Origin of the sequence: uncultured Rikenella sp. (assembly GCF_947628055.1) — a bacterium.
Classification (GTDB): Bacteria; Bacteroidota; Bacteroidia; order Bacteroidales; family Rikenellaceae; genus Rikenella.
The window spans coordinates 1-18154 of record NZ_CANQYJ010000044.1 but is presented as its reverse complement, the minus strand read 5'-3'; the positions used below and the strand labels follow the sequence as shown (position 1 = coordinate 18154).

Here is an 18154-nt window from a genome sequence, read left to right as displayed (position 1 = left end):
CTTGCATTGCGTTTTCTTTGGGGCGTGGCAATAGCGGGCATAAAGCGTTATTTACCTAAGTGCCCGCTATTGCTCACCCCCCAAAAGAATCGAAGACAAGGGTACCCGGCAGGCTCAAGAGATGCGTTAGCATCTCAAAAAGTTTTTCTGGTTCTCTTTGTTCACAAAGAGAACAGTTCCCGCAAACATAGGGTAGTGATTAAACAAACAAATATAAGGATATTTTCCGGGTCGAGGGCGTTCCCCGTTTGTGGAGAGGGGGCAGTAAACATCGAAAAAGAAAAATATCCTACCTTTGCACCGCACATATGGACAACCAAGTCACCATATACACCGACGGTTCATCGCTCGGCAATCCCGGCCCCGGCGGATTCGGCGTCGTGCTGCTCGCCGGCCCCCACCGTCGCGAAATCTCCGAAGGATACCGCCTCACCACCAATAACCGGATGGAACTGCTCGCCGTAATCACCGGCCTCGAAGCCCTCAAGCGCGACGGACTTCGCGTGACCATCTACTCCGACTCCAAATACGTGATCGACTCCGTGCAGAAAGGATGGATCTACAGTTGGATGCGGAAAGGATTCGCCAGAAAGAAGAACGCCGACCTCTGGCGCCGGTTCATGCGCGTATTCGGCCGTCACGACGTGCGATTCATCTGGATCAAAGGACACAACAACAACATCGAGAACGAGCGGTGCGATCTGCTGGCCACCACCGCCGCGCGCAGCGAAAACTTGCTGGAGGACATCGGCTACAAGTCCGAAGAGGCTGTATCCGGCCTGTCTCTGTAACGATACAACTATCTTCCCTGGCAAACCCTGACCTTCTTGGCCATCGCCGACGCGAAAACGAAATCCGCCAACTCCTTGTTGTCCGTATCTAAGATGTCGTCCTTAGTCCCTTCCCACCACTTCTTGCCCTCGTAGATAAAGATGATCGTGTCGCCGATCTCCATCACGGAGTTCATGTCGTGTGTATTGATGATCGTCGTAATACTGTATTCCTGCGTGATTTCCTGAATCAGGTTGTCGATGACCACCGAGGTTTTCGGATCCAGACCCGAGTTCGGTTCGTCGCAGAACAGGTATTGCGGGTTCATCACGATCGCTCGCGCAATGGCCACACGCTTGATCATCCCCCCGCTGAGCTCCGACGGGTAGAGATGGTGGGCATTGGTCAGATTGACCCGCTGGAGGCAGAAATTCGCCCGGTCTTCCTTTTCGCTTTGCGACATTTCGGTGAACAGATCCAGCGGGAACATCACGTTTTCCAATACGGTCGAAGAGTCTAACAACGCCCCGCCCTGGAAGATCATCCCTAATTTCTGCCGTATCTCGCGTTTGACTTCGAGCGGTGCGCCGCTGAAGCAGAGGTCGTCGTACAGAATCTGTCCGCTGTCGATGTGGTGGAGACCGACCAGACATTTGAGCAGCACGGTCTTGCCCGATCCGCTCTGGCCGATGATCAGGTTGGTCTTGCCCGGCTGGAAGGTGGCTGTAATGTGGTCGAGAACTAATCGCCCGTCCTCGAATGATTTGCAAACGTCGATGGCTTGTATCATCAGTCGATCAGCATGATTTGGGTGAGTATCAGGTCGAGTATCAGGATCACGATGCTGCTGACCACGACGGCTTTGGTGCTGGAGCGGCCCACTTCGAGCGAGTTGCCTTTGGCGTAGTAGCCGTAGTAGGCCGAGATGGTCGAGATCGTGATGCCGAATACGCAGGCTTTGATAATGGAATAGACGATGTAGAATGTGTTGACGGCGTAACGTATCCCGGAAACGTATTCAAACGGCGGAAAGATTTGGGTGATCTGCACCACGGCGTAGCCGCCGATCACGCCGATCACCATGCTCATAATGGTCAGCAGCGGAAAGAAAAAGGCCGATGCCACTACTTTCGGCAGTATGAGGTAGCTGGCGGAGTTGACGCCCATGATCTCTAATGCGTCGATCTGCTCGGTGATGCGCATGGTGCCGATCTCGGATGCGATATTCGATCCGACTTTCCCGGCCAGGATCAAGGCGACGATGGTGGAGCTGAATTCGAGCACCAGCGACTCGCGGGTGGCGTACCCGATCATCATCTTGGGTATGAAGGGGCTTTCGAGGTTGTTGGCCATCTGTATGACGACTACGGCGCCCATAAATATGGAGATGATGGCGACGATGCCGATGGAGTTGAGGCCGATGGCTTCCATCTCGAAGAAGGTGCGCTTGCGGTATATCGAAAATTTCTCGGGCCGCGAAAACACTTTCTTCATTAACATCAAATATCCACCTGTCTCTTTGAATATACTCATATCGCTCTCTTTTTTAATCGTTCGTTTTGTTCACTGCCTTATGTTTGAGGGAACTGTTCTCTTTGTGAACAAAGAGAACCAGAAAAACTTTCTGAGATGCTAACGCATCTCTTGAGCCTGCCGGATACCCTTGTCTTTGATTTGTCGGGGTGCGGGGAATCGGGCCGATATGATGAGGTTCAATACCTAATCGGCCCGCTTCCCGCGCCCCGAACCAAACGCAATGCCAAAGGACTGCGGAGCCTAAGGAGTAGCGCAGCTATCTCAAAAGTTCTTTGCGTCGCTTTCTTTCAAGAAAGCGACAGTTGCCTCCAATTAAGGCAGAGAATAACGAACGATTGAAAACAAAGGTAATGAAAAAGGAGCAAAGGATATGCCGTATGGAAATTAAGCCTTATCTTTGAGAGATAATAAAGAAATCAATGGAAAAGACCCCACAGAACAACTACTGCGTGATAATGGCCGGCGGGATCGGCAGCCGTTTTTGGCCCCTCAGCAGGAACCGCCTGCCCAAACAATTTCTTGACGTGCTTGGTACCGGCAAAAGCTTTATCCGCAGCACCCTCGAGCGGTTTTTGCCCGTGGTGCCGACCGAGAATATCCTGGTAGTCACCAGTGAACTTAATAAAGACCTCGTACTGGAACACCTGCCTGAACTGCAGCCCGAACAAGTGCTCCCCGAGCCCGTGCGGAGGAATACGGCGCCTTGTATCGCTTATGCCGCCTATCGGATCGCCGCCCGCAATCCGCAGGCGAACATGATCGTCGCCCCGTCCGACCACCTGATTACCGGCGAAGCCGAATTTCAACAGATCGTGCGCGAAGGGCTGGACTTCGTGGACGGCAGCGAGAAACTGATGACCATCGGGATCCGGCCGTCGCGGCCCGAGACCGGATACGGCTACATCCAGATCGACACCGCACCGCATGCGGAAACGGACGGGACACCTATCGCCAAAGTGAAAACCTTTACCGAAAAGCCAAACCTCGAAATGGCGAAAGTATTTGTCGAAAGCGGCGAATTTTTCTGGAACTCAGGCATCTTTATCTGGTCGGTGGCCGGGATACTGAAAGCGTTCGGCCGCTATCTGCCGGAGATGAACGCCCGTTTCGCATCCGGGGCCGGAGATTACGGGACAGCCTCCGAACAATCGTTCGTCGACGCCATCTACCCTTCGTGCGAAAATATCTCGATCGACTACGGCATTATGGAAAAATCGCCCGACGTCTATGTGCGCTGCGGCGACTTCGGATGGAGCGACATCGGCACCTGGGGATCGCTCTACCAGCATGCCGCCCGTGACGAACAGGGAAACGTGCTCGGCGGAGACGGCCGCGTGCTGGCCTACGACACTCAGGGCACCGTGGTCAATATTCCCCGGGGGAAAGTGGCGGTGGTCGAAGGCTTGAAAGATTATTTGGTGATCGAGAAAGACAATACACTGCTGATCTGCCGCAGGGAAAACGAACAGAATATCCGAAATTACGTGGAAGATGTCAAATACCGGTTTGGGGAAGAATTTGTCTAAGCTCTACGAGCTTTATTGCGAAAATGGCGGTCGGGTGACCACGGACAGCCGGGCCGTCGCCACGCTGGCGGCGGAACATGACGGAGTGGGACCGGTCTTTTTCGCCTTGCCGGGCGAACGTTTCGACGGAAACGACTATGCCGTGCAGGCGGTGGCGGACGGGGCGGTGGCGGCAGTCGTACACGGCAGATTGCCGAAAGGGGTGCGGGCGGATTCGGACGAGGCGGCGAAATATATTGTGGTCAAAGATACGATAGCGGCGTTGCAGGAGCTGGCGGCACACCATCGGGACATGCTGGGGCTGCCGGTGCTCGCGCTGACGGGGAGCAACGGGAAGACCACGACCAAGGAGCTGATTGCGCGGGTGTTGCGGCTCAAATACCGGGTGGCGTGTACGCAGGGGAATCTGAACAATCATATCGGCGTGCCGCTGACGCTGCTTTCGATGACCGCTGAGGACGACGTGGCGATCGTCGAAATGGGGGCGAGCCACGGGGGAGAGATTGCCGCGCTGTGCGGAATTGCGCAACCGGATATCGGCCTGATCACGAATGTGGGTCGGGCGCACCTGGAGGGTTTCGGCGGACCGGAGGGGGTGCGGCGGGGGAAAGGGGAGCTGTACGACTATCTGGCGGTGCATGGCGGAACGGCGATCTACTCGGCGGAAGATCCTGTTCTGAGCGACATGATCCGCGAACGCTTTTCTGAAACGGGGATCGGCGCTGCGGTGAGCTATCGGGCAGCGGACTGGGGAATTGCGGCCTCGACCGTTCGCGGGGGGGGTAAACTGATTTTATCCGTACAAGGCGGAGAAGATGTGGCGACGCATATGGCGGGAGCGTACAACCTGGCCAATGTGAGTGCGGCTTTGGCGGTGGGGGCGTATTTCGGGATAGCCGTGCCGCAGGCGCTGGAAACCGTGGCGGCTTACGACCCGGATAACAACCGTTCGCAGGTGGCGGAGTCGAAAAACGGGACGGGGAACATCCTGTATATGGATGCCTATAATGCCAATCCTTCGAGTATGGCGGCGGCGCTGGATAATTTTATCGCTTTGCCGTCGGGGGGGAGGAAGGTCTTGATACTCGGGGATATGCGTGAGCTGGGCGAGTTCTCGGCCGCTGAACACCGGGCGATTGTCGACCGGCTGGCCGCTGTAGCGGGGAGCGGTGGAGCGGAATGCTATCTGGTGGGGCCGGAGTTTTCCGAAGCGATACCTGTACCGTCCGAAGGGATACGGGTATTTCCGTCGGCGGATGCTTTGGCGGAGGCGTTGCGGAAGGGGGCTGTCGTGATTCGTGACGCCTGTGTTTTGGTAAAAGGGTCGAGGGGGATTGCGCTGGAGAAGTTATACCCGTTGCTCTGAGTGGCGATAGGGGGAAGGTGCGGATTTCCGCGGGTGCTGAACATGAGGAATTTCTCGGGGCGGGGGTGTTGGGGGCACGGTTTTAGTTAATACAGCCCTTTTTCCCAGTGTGCGGAAATTGTTTGGGGTAGCTCTGGTTCCAGCGAAACGCAGTTTCGCAAGCCCGCCGCGGGGCCCCGTTGGGGCTTTTGTTAGAGTTTGAGAGGACTTATTAAGCGCGGCTGCCCGGCCCGAGAGCGGTTCCGTACTTTAGGGTAGTTTATTTTGCTGCCGGCAGACCAATAAAACACCCGAAGGGTGCGGATTGTGTGCCGAGCGGCACCTGCGCGCCGTGCCTTACAAAGCGAAATCATTTCGACAAACGACAGTTTGTTGAAATAAAATTTCGCTGGCGCGCAGGAAAGACAACTGAGGTAAAGGCGGCTCGGTTCACGTGCCGAATAGCCCCGCGCGCGACGGCTGGAGCAGGAAATCGTTCAAAAGCAGCTTGCGCTTTTGAACAGGATTTCCGCCAGCGCGCAGACAAAAGCTGTTTTTGATCTGTAAAAAAGGCCGCAGCCCGAGGAGGATATTTCGGATAGTTCCAGCCCGGATCGCATGTCGAGCGGCACTATCCGACGCCGGCGGAGCAGCAAGGAGCTGTGCGAGTTGCGCCCTCCGCGTGGGGCGGCGTCGGGCGCGCGACCCAAGGTCGCAAATAATAGTTTTTTCATCGCCTCGAACCGGCGGGCGTTTGTTCTTTATAAAAAACTTTTTTGCATGCCCTCCTGCCGGGCGAGCACTTATTCTTTGTCGCCTCCAGCCGGCGGGGCTCTTCATTTCTTTTGGCAGCAAAAGAAATGAAGCAAAGAAAACTGCCTCCAGCCGGTTTCGCCTTGTCGGGTGTCCGCGCGTCCTGCGCGTCCCCCTCAAGGCAAAACACGACGCTTCCGGAAGGGCTTTTATGCTTTCACCGAAATACCTGTTGTCGGGCCGGAGCCAGCGGAGGCGCACCAACGAGCAAGGCGAGTTGCGCCCCTCCGCCGGGGATGGCTCCGGGGCGTCATCGGGAGATCACAGCCGAAAACCCCTCTTGGGCACCGTTAGACACAACGGCTTACTCGCTGGCCCGGGAAACAGTTTTCTCCGCACGCGAAAGCCCCTCTTGGGAATGGGGTAGACACGACATTCCCGGTGACTTCTTTGTTTACTTTGACCTGTGGTCTTCCTCGCGCTGCCTCGGCATAGTCCGCAAGCGGTCTCTGCTCTTGGTACGCTGCTCGGTTCTTGGTCACTCAAGAAAGTAAATGCCCGCCCGGCAGGAGGACAATGAAAAAACGCCGGTTCGAGTGCCGAGCGGCACCCGGCTCGAGACGATAAAAACCGTACAATAAAAAGTTCTGCGTATTCGGCCTCGCGCCCGCCCTTAAGATAGAACCAGCTCCCGGATCAAGTGTCGAGCGGCATCCGCGCGCGACGGCTGGAGCAGGAAATCGTTCAAAAGCCGCTTGCGCTTTTGAACAGGATTCCCGCCAGCGCGCAGGAATATACGGCCAGACCCAGCCGACTCTCCGCGTCAGCGGCCAGCCCGGAGCCACCCCCGGCGAAGGGCTGCAACCTTTCTGCGTTCGGTTCCGCCCTCGCTGGCTCCGCGCTCACGCGCTCCACCGCAGGCTCCAGGCCAAACCCCAGGCCACAAACAGCCGCCGCACACGAGAGCCTAAATAGCACGATTATTCATTCCCCGCATGGGCGGACAGACCGCTGATGCGGCAGGACAACCGCACATTCATCAAAATATGGATACCTTTTTGTTCGACAGCATCATCGTCGGGCCGATCCACAGCCGGCGGCTCGGCACCTCGCTCGGTGTGAACCTGCTCACCCCGAACTCCAAACTGTGCAATTTCAACTGCATCTACTGCGAATGCGGATGGAACGGCGCACACGGCAAAGGAGGGTTCAACCCCTATGAGAAAGTCGTTTCCGCCCTCGAAACGAAATTGAAAGCCATGGCCGACGAAAGTCAGCTTCCCGATGTGATTACCTTCGCCGGGAACGGCGAGCCCACCATGCACCCCGACTTCGACCGGATCGTCGACGCTACGCTGAACCTGCGGAACCGTTATGCGTCCGATACGAAAGTCGCCGTGCTGAGCAATGCCACCATGATCGACCGCGAAGCCGTGCGAACAGCCTTGCTGCGTGTAGACCGGAATATTCTCAAATTCGACTCCGCCATCGACGCCACCATGCGGCTCATCAACCAGCCCCGGAACGCGCGGACTGTAGCCGAGATCATCGAACTGCTGCAAGCGTTCCAGGGATGCCTCGTCGTGCAGACCCTGTTTCTCAGGGGGGACTACGGCGGTCACCGGATAGACAATACGACACCGGAAGAGGTGGAAGCCTATGTGGAAGCCATCCGGCAGATACACCCTTCGGAAGTGATGCTTTACACCATCGACCGGAATACCCCCGCCGACGGCTTAGAAAAAGTGCCGTACGAAGAGATGGAAGCCGTGGCGACCCGTATACGCGCATTGGATATGGACATCATTACTTCCGTCGCCAAATAAATTACAACGCGACCGAGGAGCGATACAGCGCGCATGGTCGAACAGTCCATCCTGCGATTTTTGGCAGGGGCCGCCGCCCGCCTCGAAACAGGAGAACAGGGCGATCCTCGACAGCAAACCATATATACCATCTCAAAACACTTACTTGTAACCATCAATGCCGTACAAACGGCGAAATTCAATACCAAATTCTTACAGCCTATGAAAACCCTCGACACTCGAACCGCCTCCCGGATCTATCCGTGGGTGGTAGTCGGACTGCTGTGGGGCGTGGCCCTGCTCAACTACATGGACAGGCAGATGCTCTCCACCATGAAAAACGCGATGGAAGCGGACATTACCGAATTGCAGTCCGCCGCCAACTTCGGCCGACTGATGGCCATCTTTTTATGGATATACGGGCTGATCAGCCCGGTGGCGGGAGCCGTGGCCGATCGGATCAGCCGCAAATGGCTGATCGTGACGAGCCTTTTCGTCTGGTCGGCGGTAACCTACGGCATGGGCTATGCCAATACTTTCAACCAGCTCTATTGCCTGCGCGCCGTGATGGGGATTAGTGAAGCGTTGTATATTCCGGCCGGACTGGCGATGATCGCCGACTGGCACCGCGACCGCTCGCGATCGCTGGCCGTGGGGATTCACATGACAGGCCTTTATACCGGACAGGCCATCGGCGGATTCGGAGCTACCGTAGCGGCGGCTTTTACGTGGCACACCACCTTCCACTGGTTCGGGATCATCGGGATGGCTTATGCGTTGATTCTGGTGCTGTTCCTGCATGAAAACAAAGAAGCGGTCGCCGCGCGGCGGATGAACCGGATGACAGCCGGCGAAGCGGGCCGCGGAGGGCAATTCAAAACGCTGTTCAAAGGGTTCGGACTGTTGTTCTCGAATGTGGCATTCTGGGCGATCCTGTTCTACTTCGCCGCGCCGAGCCTGCCGGGGTGGGCGACTAAAAACTGGCTGCCGACGCTGTTCTCGGACAGCTTAGGGATACCGATGTCGCAGGCGGGGCCGATTGCCACCATTACGATTGCGGTATCTTCATTTATCGGGGTCATCGTGGGCGGCATCTTGTCGGATCGCTGGGTGCGGCGCAACTTGCGGGGACGCGTCTACACAGGGGCGATCGGCTTAGGGCTGACTATTCCCTCTCTGTTGCTGTTAGGGTTCAGCCACAACCTCGTGGGGGTTGTGGGAGCAGGACTGCTGTTCGGCGTGGGCTACGGGATGTTCGACGCGAACAACATGCCGATTCTCTGCCAATTCGTTTCCGACCGCTACCGGGCTACCGCTTACGGGATTATGAATATGATCGGCGTGTTTGCCGGGGCGGCGGTGACCAACATACTGGGCAAGTGGACGGATGGCGGCGACTTGGGAGCCGGATTCGCCTGGCTGAGCGTGATCGTCGCCGCTGCCATTGCGATCCAGCTGAAATTCCTGCATCCGAAGACGGACAATATGCTGTAATCCGCACCCCGGTCGGAAAATCCGCCGGGAACGAAGCGGACGTATAAAAAATCAGGCAGGCGTTTAAGGCCTGCCTTGATTTTTTTACGGTTGTAACTCTTTTTCGACTCGTGCACGCGCCGGAACCCGACCGGACGACCGTGCGCCGCGATTTCCTCCTGTCGGCTCGCCCTGCGGTTCGCCTTCACGTAATCGCTTTGTGTGATCCGTTTTTTCATCTCTCGTTCTCGTAAAATCCCGTATCCCGGCCCTCTGCTTCTGCGCCGGACGGCTGCAAAGATAATCATTCGGTTCAAACCTGAAAATCCCGACCGGATGCGCCGCGACGACAGCCATACCACCCAGACGATCTGTTTTCTCGGGTCTTTGAACTGCGGATCGGCCAGTTGTTGGCTTCCCATACGAATATCGGTCGGCACCGGTTAACGCGTAATTTTCAGTATCCAGGCGGTTACATCCTCCAGAACTTCCGGAGAGATCGTCTCCTTGATCCGGGCATACTCGTTCGGAGAACCTGTTTCCGCATGCTGGAAAAGGTGGTTCAGTCCTTCATAGGCTTTGACGGTCACCCGCTTGTTTCCGGATTCGACGGAATACCGTTCGATCAATCCGAGATTGATTGCCGCATCGACCTGAATATCCTTTGTCCCGTTCAGGGCCAGCACAGGGCAGCAAGTCGCCAGGATATACGGTTTCGGGTCGTTCCGCAGAAAAAAGCGCAGCCATGTATCCGGAGGCGCCGTCAGAATCGTCATCGCATTCTGCCGCATCGGCTCCGGTAACGAGCCGCGCGGCCCTGCCGGGAAAAGCACTCGGGCCAATGAATCCCGATGGGCCTGCAAGTATTCCGAGGGATAGCGCTCCTGCAGGCGGAAAATATCGCGCAGCACATCCACGTAAGCGTTGGCGCAAGAATCCGGCGCTCCCTGAGCCTTAAAGATCGCCCGGTTTTGTGTCAGCAGCAGCGAATCCCCTCGCTGTGCGCACCCCGCCAGCGAAACCACGAAAGCCACCCGAGCATCCGCCGCCGCGCACATAAAAGCTACCGTTCCCCCTTCACTATGGCCCAGCATACCGATTTTTTTGCGCGACACCTCGGGCCGCGTCAGCAGGTAATCGAACGCTGCCAAGGCATCCTGTGTAAAATCCGCACTGGTAGCCGCTGCAAAATTTCCTGTCGATTGCCCCACGCCCCGGTCGTCGTACCGCAGCACCGCAATCCCCCGCCGCGTCAGGTAATCGGCGATCACCGCAAACGGCTTATGCCCCATCAACTCCTCATCCCGATTCTGAGGCCCGCTGCCGGTCACCAGCACGACCGCTGGAAAAGGCCCCCGGCCTTCCGGCAAAGTAAGCGTCCCGGCCAGCGTCACGGAATCCCGGCTATTGTAAACGCTTATTTCCTCGGATCGGTAGGGAAACGGCGGTTTCGGCTCCTGCGGCCGCCGCAAGGCGAAGTCGCCCCGTACCAGATTCAAAGCGAGCGGCAACATCCCCTGCACGAAAATCCCTTTCAGGCTGTCGCCTTCGATCTTCCCGGTAAAAGCGGCTTTCAGCCTGTCCCATTTCACGGACAATTCCGGTTTCCGGTATTCGACGGACGATGCGCGGAGACCGAATGCTCTCTGGTCGGGACTGTCCAACGTTACGGTATAGCCCGTGTCGGACTCTGCCACGTGCAGGACGATCTGCAATTCTCCGCTCGGGATTTTCAGTTTCCCGCCCCAGTTCCCCCCGACGTTTTGAGCGGAGGCGGAAACCGCCCAAAGGCCCAAAAGAATACCGAACGCTTTTTTCATAACGGCGATGTTTTGACGTAAAGATAAGCAACTCCTGCGTACCCCCGGCATGTACCCGGCGCGCGGAATAAAAAAGCCGGGCAGGTGAAGATTACCTGCCCGGCCCGTTATCATTCACGTCGTCTCTCGGCGCTGCTACATCCTGCCTCCGCCCAGAGCGTGATAGAGCGTGATCACGCCCTGTATCTCCGCAAAGCGATTGGCCACCTGCGTCAGCTGCGCACTCAACAGCGTCTGCTGCGCCGTCAGCACTTCGAGGTAGGTCGTATTGCCATGCTTCATCAAGAGTTGCGTACTCCGCGTCGCCGTCTCCAGCGATGCCACCTGCTGTTCATAGAGCGTCGCTTTGTTCCGCGCCGTCTGGTACTGCTCAATCGCTTCATTGACCTCCACGCCCGCATTCAGCAAAGTCTGCTCGAAGCTCAAGCGTGCCTCCTCCTGCTGTGCCTTCGCAATCCGCAGCTGGGCGATATTCGCCGCCCGGTTGAAGAGCGGCTGCGTCAGCGATGCCACTGCCGAAGCCAGGAATTTCCCCGGATTGACGATCATCCCCCCGGCGCTATTCGTCCACCCCGCACTCCCGCTCAGTGTAATGGTCGGATAGAATGCCGCCCGCGCTGCATTGGTTCCGTAGAAACTCCGTGCCAACGACAGTTCCGCCGCCCGCACATCCGGCCGGTTCGAGAGCATCTGGATCGGCACCCCCGCCGAGAAACTTTCGGGCAGCTGCTGTCCGCCTAATTTGCCCCGCTCGATAGGATGCGGCACATCGGCCAGCAGCAGACAAAGGCTGTTCTGCGCCTGGTTGATCTGCTCTTTCAGGTCGAGCACCGTAGTCCGGATTCCGTAGTAAGTGGCTTCGGTCTGTGCCAAAGCCGCTTCGGTCACCATCCCGGCGTTCTTCATGGCCCGGGTGGCGTCGACGCTCGCTTTCCAGACTTGTTCCGTCTCTGTCGCGATCTCGTACTGCGCATCGAGCATCAGCAGCGTATAGTAGGTATTGGCCACGCCCGCCACCAGCTGTGTCTTGACCGCCTGCGCGTACTCTTTGGTCTGCTCGTATCCTACTCGCGCCTGCCGTTTGGCGTTGGTGAGCTTGCCGAAGATGTCGATCTCCCAGCTGGCCGCCACCGGCACCGAATAAGTCTGCACGGCTTTCTTGGTGTCGAAACTGCTGACGGTTCCCTGCGGGGTGAAGTTCAGCGACGGCAGGTAGGAGAGCCGTGCGGAAAGCAGTGTCGCCTCCGCTTCCTGCACTTTCAGATGTGCGGTCTGCATGTCCGTGTTCCGCACCAGCGCGGTGTCGATCAGTCTCTGGAGATACGGATCGGTGAAAACCTCCCTCCACGACAGGTTCCCGAAGCTGGCCGTATCGCCGGTTTCGGACAATTCGCTGCCGTAAAGTCCCTCCGGAACCGAGGTGGCGGGTTGGTATTTTTTATAGATGCCGCAGCTGCTCAAGGTGAGCGCAGCTGCCGACATCAGAACAATTTTCTTCATACTTCCAATCTTCATGGGTTTGAAAACTCCGGCCTTACTCTTCGATACCGGCATCGCGCAACTCTTTTTGGGTCTTTTCCATCTCTTCCTGAATTTCCCAGTCGTCGGTCGGCTCGGTCTGAATGGGTTTGATCTTTTCCTGCAGCCACTGGAATGCGATGAACAGCGACGGTACGACGAAGAGCATGGCGAGCGTCCCGATCACCATCCCGCCGACGACGCCGCTACCTAACGAGCGGTTCCCGTTGGCCCCCACACCGGTCGCCGCCATCAGAGGCAGCATCCCGAAAATCATGGTCAAGGCGGTCATCAAGATCGGCCGCAGACGCGCCTTGGCCGCGCTCACCGCCGCAGCGGTCAGGCTCATCCCCGCCAGCCGCCGTTCGGTGGCGTACTCTGTCAAGAGGATCGCCGTCTTCGCGATCAACCCGATCAACATGATCAACCCGGTCTGCAGGTAGATGTTGTTTTCCAAGCCCATGATCTTGGCAAAGAGGAAAGTCCCCATCAGCCCGCACGGCACGGAAAGCAAGACCGCGAACGGCACGACGAAGCTTTCGTACAGTGCACACAGAATCAGGTAGACCATCAGGAAGCAAATGCCGAAGATAATCCCGGTCTGTCCGCTCTGCTGGCTTTCTTCGCGCGTGATCCCCCCGAAGTCATAGCCGTATCCGATCGGCAGCGCCGCCGCAGCGGTCTCTTCGACCGCCCGGATCGCGTCCCCGGTACTGTATCCTTCGGCCGGCATCGCGCTCACGGCTATGGAGTTGTACATGTTGAACCGGCTCAAGGTTTCCGACCCGTAAACCCGCGTCAGCGTCACGAACTGGCTCAGCGGCGCCATCTCGCCGTTCGCCATCCGCACGAAGGTGTTGTTGAGCGACTCTTCGTTCAACCGGTGTTCCGGATCGGCTTGGATCATCACACGGTATACCCGCGAGAATCGGTTGAAGTTCGACACGTACTGTCCCCCATAGTATCCCGACAAGGTCGAGAGCACCGCATTCGGCGTAATTCCCGCCCGTTTGCACTTGGCGGCATCGACATCCACCATCCACTGCGGATAGCGCACGTCGAACGTGGAGTATGCCATCGCGATCTCCGGCCGCTGGTTGAGCACCCCGAGGAACTGCTGCACCGTCGCGAAGAAGGTGTTGATGTCCCCCCCCATCTTGTCCTGCATCTGGAGGTCGAGGGAGTTCCCCATCCCGTATCCCGGGATCATCCCCGGCGACATGGCGAAAATCTGTGCATCCTTAATATCCGCAGTCCGGGCATAGATCTGCCCGATCACTGCATCGACCGCATCGGAGTCTTCCGGCCGTTCGTCCCACGGTTTCAGTTTGACGATCACCATCCCGAATGAACTCCCCTCTCCGGAAATCAACCCGTAACCCGACACCACCTGCAAATTCCGGATCTGCGGGATCGACTGCAGCCGCGATTCGACCTCTAACATGATTTCGTTCGTCGTCCGCAGCGAGCTCCCCGGAGCCACACTGACATCGACCATCACCACCCCTTGGTCTTCCTGCGGCACGAGGCTGGTCTTGGTGCTCCCCATCAGGAATACGAGCAGAACGACCGAGCAAACGAGCAGTCCCCAGGTCAGCCAGCGGTGTTTGATGAAGACCAGTACGATTTTCTTGTATTTCTCACTGATTTTGTCGAAAGCGATATTGAAAGATTTCCGGAACCGTGCCGCGAAGTTATTCTTCTGCGTCCCGTCCTCGTTCATGTACGGTTTCAGCAACAAGGCGCACAGCGCCGGACTCAACGTCAAGGCATTGATCGCGGAGATCCCCACCGCCACCGCCATGGTCAGCCCGAACTGGGTGTAGAACGTCCCCGAAGTTCCGCTCATGAACGACACCGGAATGAACACCGCCATGAAGACCAGCGACGAGGTAACCACCGCTCCGCTAATCCCTTTCATGGCATCTATGCTGGCCATATACGGCGACCGGTACCCCACATCGAATCTGGCCTGCACCGCTTCGACCACGATGATGGCGTCGTCCACCACCGTCCCGATCACCAGCACCAAGGCGAACAGCGTGATCAGGTTGATGCTGAATCCCACTAACGACATGAAGGCGAACGTACCGATCAGCGAAACGATGATCCCCACCAGCGGGATCAAGGTGGACCGCAAGTCCTGCAAGAAGACGTACACCACCAGAATGACCAAGATAATGGCTTCGATCAATGTCTTGATCACTTCGTGGATCGAGGCGAAGAGGAAGTCGTTGGAGCTCATGAGCTGGGTTTCTTCCACCCCTTTCGGAAAGCTCTTGGAAGCTTCTGCCAGGAATCGGTCGATTTGCTGATTGACCTCCGTCGCATTCGACCCCGCGGTCTGGAACACCATACATGCAATCCCCGGATGCCCGTTCATCCGCCCGCTGTAAGCGTAGCTTTCCTGCCCGAGCTCAATATCGGCAATGTCCTTGAGTTTCAGCACCTCGCCGTCGTCAGTCGAGCGGATGACGATTTCGCCGAACTCTTCCGGAGTAATCAACCGCCCGCGGTACTTCATCGTGTATTGATAGGTCTCGTCCGAGTTTTCCCCGAACGATCCGGTGGCCGACTCGATGTTCTGTTCGGCCAATACCTGCGACACATCCGACGGAATCAGGTTGTATTGCGCCATGATGTCCGGTTTCATCCAGATGCGCATGCTGTAGTTGTCCCCCAGCACCATCAGGTCCCCGACCCCGGTAATACGCAGGATTTCCGGTTTCAAGTTGATGTTCAGGTAATTGGCCAGGAATGTTTCGTCATACGAATTGTCCGGGCTGTACAAGGCGAACATCTGCAGGATACTGGTCTGCCGTTTGAAAGTGGTCACCCCGACTTGGGTCACCTCGGCCGGCAGCTGTCCCGTGGCCCGCGCCACGCGGTTCTGGACATTGACCGCCGCCATGTCCGGATCGACCCCCTGCTTGAAATAGACGGTAATCGACACCGACCCCGCATTCGACGCGGTCGAGGTCATGTAGGTCATATCTTCCACCCCGTTGATAGCCTCTTCCAACGGCGCCACCACACTCTTTTGCAGCGTTTCCGCACTGGCCCCGAAGTAGGTCGCGCTCACCTCAATCGTCGGCGGCGCAATGTCCGGGTACTGTTCGACCGGCAGGGTGAACAACCCGATGATCCCCACCACAACGATCGTGATGGAGATAACCGTCGAGAAGACGGGGCGTTCTATAAAATGTCTCAGATTCATGAATTAGTCCTCCTTGGTTTGATTATCCGCAGCGGGTGCCTGATCTGCCGGAGCAGCCGAAGCCGTTTTCGGCGCGACCGGCATCCCTTCCCTGAGCAGCCCCACGCCTTCGGCCACGATCACGTCGCCGGCCGCCAGCCCTTCGTCCACGATGAATTCCTTGCCTCCGTTCACGCGGGTCACCTGCACCGGCACCGACACCGCTTTGCCGTCCACCGCTTTATAGACGAAGCGTTTGTCCTGAATCTCGAACGTAGCCGACTGCGGGATCACCAGCGCGCCGCTCTTTTCGACCGGAAGCACCACATTGCCCGTACCGCCGCTGTGCAGCAGTCCGTTTTCGTTCGGGAACACCGCCCGCAGGCTCACCGTCCCGGTCGAGCGGTCGATCACGCCGCTGATCGTCTCGATTTTCCCCTTCTGTGCATATTGCGACCGGTCGCTCAAAATCAGGTCGATCGGCAGCATCTGTTTCAACACCGCGTCTTTCGAGCCGTACTGCCGGATCAGATTCAGCAGCTGGCTTTCGTTCATCGAGAAGTAAACGTACATGTTTGAATTGTCCGACACGGTGGTCAGCGGCTGCGGCAGGTTGGCGCCCACCAACGCCCCCACCCGGTAAGGCAGGGTACCGACCACGCCGTCCGACGGACTTTTCACCACGGTGTACGAGAGGTTGTTCCGTGCATTGACCTCCTGCGCCTTGGCCTGTGCCAGCTGCGCTTCTGCCGCCAGTAGCGAGTTTTTCGCCGTGTTCAGGTCGAATTCCGACACCACATTTTGCCGATACAGTTCCTGTCTGCTTTCATAGGTCAGCCGGGCCGTAGCCAGAGCCGCCTCAGCCGCCTTCACATTGGCCGTGGCCGTCTGCAAAGCCGCCTGATAAGGCACCTGGTCGATAATGAACAGCGACTGTCCTTTTTTCACCCGCTGCCCTTCGGTCACGCATACCTGAGTCAGCGTTCCACCCACCTGCGGATAGATGTCGATATCTTGTCGTCCGCGGATCGTCGCCGAGTAAGTGCTCGAGAGCGTCCGGTCGGTCGGCTCCACCGTGATCATTTCATATTCCGCCGCCCCCGTTTGAACCGTAGGAGCCTCTTGGCAGCCTGCGGCGGCCAGACAGCAGACCGCCAACAGTCCCGCCGGCTTCATCTTGCTTAACATTTTGCTCATTTTCGTTACCTGTTTGGATTTTAGAGTACAAATATATGTATTTTCAAGTTTCCGGAAACTATTCGGGGACGATACAGTTCTGTTCATTTTCGGAACAGCTTCGACTGCCAAAGTCGCCGGAATCGCTATTTTTGCAGTTCGATCCAATGAAAAGCTATGACACACAACGATTCGGAACAGGTTTTATTGCCAAAGAATTTTATCGCCGGGACTTACACCCTGACGCATACGACTAACCGGCTGTGGAAACCGAAGGGCGGGGCCGTATTCATCTGCCGGCAGGGGACGGCCCGCATGAATATCGACCTGAAAGACTATGAAATCGTTCCGAAGACTGTGGTGATGCTGCTGCCGGGGTCGATTTTCCGGATCGACCGCATCAGCGAAGATTGCACGATCTCGGTTTTCGGCTTCCCGAACGTCATGTTCCACGAGGCCTCTTTTCGGATAAATCTCGGCGTTTTCGGCTACCTGAAAGAATACCCGTGCAACACCTTGCCGGACGAGAACGAAACGGTGCTGGAAAACATCATACAGACCGCATCGACCCTCTTTGCAGACACCCAGAACCGTTACCGGGCCCAGATCGCCAAGAATCTGCTTCGCTGCCTTTTGCTGGAGATATACGACAAGTCCTACCGCTTCGCCGGCCGCCAGCAGATCGAGGGCGGAAACCGGCAGGAGGAGCTGCTCCGAAAATTCATGACGCTGGTGCACGAATATATCTCGTCCGAGCGCGAGGTGGCGTTCTATGCGGGCAAATTGTGCATATCGACCAAGTACCTGACCTCCGTCTGCCGCCGCGTGAGCGGCGCTTCGGCCAAAATGATCATCGACAAATTCGCGGTGTTGGAGATCAAGGTGCTGCTGCAATCGACCGAACTCACTATTCAGGAGATTTCGGATCGGCTCCGCTTTCCCGACCAGTCTTACATGGGGCGGTATTTCAAGCGGCACGAGGGCGTCTCGCCGAAAGAGTACCGGGCAGGCCTCTATCAGAAAGAGTGAAAAAGGGGGGAGGCGATGATTCCTTAGGTTCCGACGCGCGATTCGCGGCGTCCGGGCCGCGTCGTGTCTCGCCAAACGAAACGATGCGCTTGCGGGAGAATCGCAAGCGCATCGTTTTCCGGGTGGGCCCAGCTGGGCTTGAACCAGCGACCCCCTGATTATGAGTCAGGTGCTACTAACCAACTGAGCTATAGGCCCCTCTCGTC

At 57.2% G+C, this 18154-nt stretch carries 12 protein-coding genes and 1 tRNA gene; 6 read left to right on the top strand and 7 right to left on the bottom strand.

The window, feature by feature from the left end; all coding sequences use genetic code 11:
- The first annotated feature begins 308 nt into the window (after positions 1 to 308).
- Positions 309 to 791 carry a ribonuclease HI gene (rnhA, locus tag Q0Z93_RS05650; RefSeq protein ID WP_298063576.1) on the top strand — a complete coding sequence of 161 codons (483 nt, stop codon included), beginning with the start codon at positions 309 to 311 and terminating at the stop codon, positions 789 to 791.
- 8 nt (positions 792 to 799) lie between these two features.
- Here rnhA and Q0Z93_RS05645 read toward each other — a convergent pair whose 3' ends face one another.
- Together Q0Z93_RS05645 and Q0Z93_RS05640 are read right to left on the bottom strand one after the other, a co-directional pair.
- Positions 800 to 1561, bottom strand: a complete 762-nt coding sequence (locus Q0Z93_RS05645) for an ATP-binding cassette domain-containing protein (RefSeq protein WP_298063575.1) — start codon at positions 1559 to 1561, stop codon at positions 800 to 802.
- A complete protein-coding gene (locus Q0Z93_RS05640) occupies positions 1561 to 2304 on the bottom strand; it encodes an ABC transporter permease (RefSeq protein ID WP_298063573.1) in 744 nt (247 codons plus the stop codon). Before Q0Z93_RS05640 ends, Q0Z93_RS05645 begins: the two co-directional genes overlap by 1 nt.
- 422 nt (positions 2305 to 2726) lie before the next feature.
- On the opposite strand from Q0Z93_RS05640, the gene Q0Z93_RS05635 reads away from it, so the two are divergent.
- The 4 genes from Q0Z93_RS05635 to Q0Z93_RS05620 all read left to right on the top strand — a co-directional run bounded on the left by Q0Z93_RS05635 (position 2727) and on the right by Q0Z93_RS05620 (position 9230).
- Positions 2727 to 3833: a mannose-1-phosphate guanylyltransferase gene (locus tag Q0Z93_RS05635; protein WP_298063571.1), complete on the top strand. Its 1107-nt coding sequence runs from the start codon at positions 2727 to 2729 to the stop codon at positions 3831 to 3833.
- On the top strand, positions 3826 to 5199 hold the full coding sequence (gene murF, locus Q0Z93_RS05630; protein WP_298063568.1) for a UDP-N-acetylmuramoyl-tripeptide--D-alanyl-D-alanine ligase: 1374 nt from the start codon (positions 3826 to 3828) through the stop codon (positions 5197 to 5199). The genes Q0Z93_RS05635 and murF overlap by 8 nt, the downstream gene beginning before the upstream one ends.
- A 1778-nt stretch (positions 5200 to 6977) precedes the next feature.
- Complete coding sequence (locus tag Q0Z93_RS05625; protein ID WP_298063565.1) at positions 6978 to 7757, top strand: radical SAM protein; 780 nt, start codon at positions 6978 to 6980, stop codon at positions 7755 to 7757.
- A gap of 201 nt (positions 7758 to 7958) precedes the next feature.
- Positions 7959 to 9230 (top strand): MFS transporter, encoded by a 1272-nt coding sequence (locus Q0Z93_RS05620; protein ID WP_298063563.1) that lies wholly within the window; start codon positions 7959 to 7961, stop codon positions 9228 to 9230.
- 422 nt (positions 9231 to 9652) lie between these two features.
- Here the strand turns inward: Q0Z93_RS05620 and Q0Z93_RS05615 are convergent, their stop codons facing one another.
- The 4 genes from Q0Z93_RS05615 to Q0Z93_RS05600 form a co-directional block, all read right to left on the bottom strand.
- Positions 9653 to 11029 carry an alpha/beta fold hydrolase gene (locus tag Q0Z93_RS05615; RefSeq protein WP_298063561.1) on the bottom strand — a complete coding sequence of 459 codons (1377 nt, stop codon included), beginning with the start codon at positions 11027 to 11029 and terminating at the stop codon, positions 9653 to 9655.
- A gap of 135 nt (positions 11030 to 11164) precedes the next feature.
- On the bottom strand, positions 11165 to 12529 hold the full coding sequence (locus Q0Z93_RS05610) for a TolC family protein (protein WP_298063559.1): 1365 nt from the start codon (positions 12527 to 12529) through the stop codon (positions 11165 to 11167).
- A 34-nt stretch (positions 12530 to 12563) separates the two neighbouring features.
- Positions 12564 to 15764, bottom strand: coding sequence for an efflux RND transporter permease subunit (locus tag Q0Z93_RS05605; RefSeq protein WP_298063557.1), 3201 nt, complete (start codon positions 15762 to 15764; stop codon positions 12564 to 12566).
- A gap of 3 nt (positions 15765 to 15767) precedes the next feature.
- A complete protein-coding gene (locus tag Q0Z93_RS05600; protein ID WP_298063555.1) occupies positions 15768 to 16940 on the bottom strand; it encodes an efflux RND transporter periplasmic adaptor subunit in 1173 nt (390 codons plus the stop codon).
- Between the two features lie 156 nt (positions 16941 to 17096).
- On the opposite strand from Q0Z93_RS05600, the gene Q0Z93_RS05595 reads away from it, so the two are divergent.
- Positions 17097 to 17948: a helix-turn-helix domain-containing protein gene (locus Q0Z93_RS05595; RefSeq protein WP_298063552.1), complete on the top strand. Its 852-nt coding sequence runs from the start codon at positions 17097 to 17099 to the stop codon at positions 17946 to 17948.
- A 123-nt stretch (positions 17949 to 18071) separates the two neighbouring features.
- Here Q0Z93_RS05595 and Q0Z93_RS05590 read toward each other — a convergent pair.
- Positions 18072 to 18146 (bottom strand) — tRNA-Ile (locus tag Q0Z93_RS05590).
- Between the last annotated feature and the right edge of the window lie 8 nt (positions 18147 to 18154).

What these genes read in the sequence shown, in the direction of transcription:
- Q0Z93_RS05600 (WP_298063555.1), bottom strand. Translation starts at nt 16,940, where the DNA reads ATGAGCAAAATGTTAAGCAAGATGAAGCCGGCGGGACTGTTGGCGGTC.
- Q0Z93_RS05645 (WP_298063575.1), bottom strand. Translation starts at nt 1,561, where the DNA reads ATGATACAAGCCATCGACGTTTGCAAATCATTCGAGGACGGGCGATTA.
- rnhA (WP_298063576.1), top strand. Translation starts at nt 309, where the DNA reads ATGGACAACCAAGTCACCATATACACCGACGGTTCATCGCTCGGCAAT.
- Q0Z93_RS05615 (WP_298063561.1), bottom strand. Translation starts at nt 11,029, where the DNA reads ATGAAAAAAGCGTTCGGTATTCTTTTGGGCCTTTGGGCGGTTTCCGCC.
- Q0Z93_RS05625 (WP_298063565.1), top strand. Translation starts at nt 6,978, where the DNA reads ATGGATACCTTTTTGTTCGACAGCATCATCGTCGGGCCGATCCACAGC.
- Q0Z93_RS05640 (WP_298063573.1), bottom strand. Translation starts at nt 2,304, where the DNA reads ATGAGTATATTCAAAGAGACAGGTGGATATTTGATGTTAATGAAGAAA.
- Q0Z93_RS05635 (WP_298063571.1), top strand. Translation starts at nt 2,727, where the DNA reads ATGGAAAAGACCCCACAGAACAACTACTGCGTGATAATGGCCGGCGGG.
- Q0Z93_RS05620 (WP_298063563.1), top strand. Translation starts at nt 7,959, where the DNA reads ATGAAAACCCTCGACACTCGAACCGCCTCCCGGATCTATCCGTGGGTG.
- Q0Z93_RS05595 (WP_298063552.1), top strand. Translation starts at nt 17,097, where the DNA reads ATGACACACAACGATTCGGAACAGGTTTTATTGCCAAAGAATTTTATC.
- Q0Z93_RS05605 (WP_298063557.1), bottom strand. Translation starts at nt 15,764, where the DNA reads ATGAATCTGAGACATTTTATAGAACGCCCCGTCTTCTCGACGGTTATC.
- Q0Z93_RS05610 (WP_298063559.1), bottom strand. Translation starts at nt 12,529, where the DNA reads ATGAAGAAAATTGTTCTGATGTCGGCAGCTGCGCTCACCTTGAGCAGC.